This is a genomic window from Dyella sp. SYSU CM1112 (assembly GCF_058216415.1).
Genome location: NZ_JBZEGI010000164.1, coordinates 1 through 253, shown reverse-complemented (window position 1 = coordinate 253; position 253 = coordinate 1). Strand labels below are relative to the sequence as shown.

The 253-nt window shown below is 67.2% G+C and carries 1 protein-coding gene; it reads left to right on the top strand.

The window, feature by feature from the left end:
• Positions 1 to 253: type VI secretion IcmF C-terminal domain-containing protein (locus AC4HNJ_RS22070; RefSeq protein WP_490481752.1), on the top strand; the 253-nt coding region annotated here is incomplete at both ends.

Below are 253 nucleotides of genomic sequence, written 5' to 3'. Positions count from 1 at the left end.
GATGGCCTTGCCGACGCCGGTGGTGACGCGCACGGCCTTGACGATCGACCAGCAGCAGATCGTGTATTTCAACCAGCCCGAAGCCTGGGCACGCGTGGCGTGGCCCGGCGATGGCCTGGCCGGTCACGCGATGCTGACCTGGGAAACCCTGCACGCCGGCGTACGCATTGCCTTCGACGCCACCGGCGACTGGGCGTTTCTGCGCCTGCTGGAAAAGGCCCAGGTCAAGCCGCTGGACAGCACCCGCTATCAG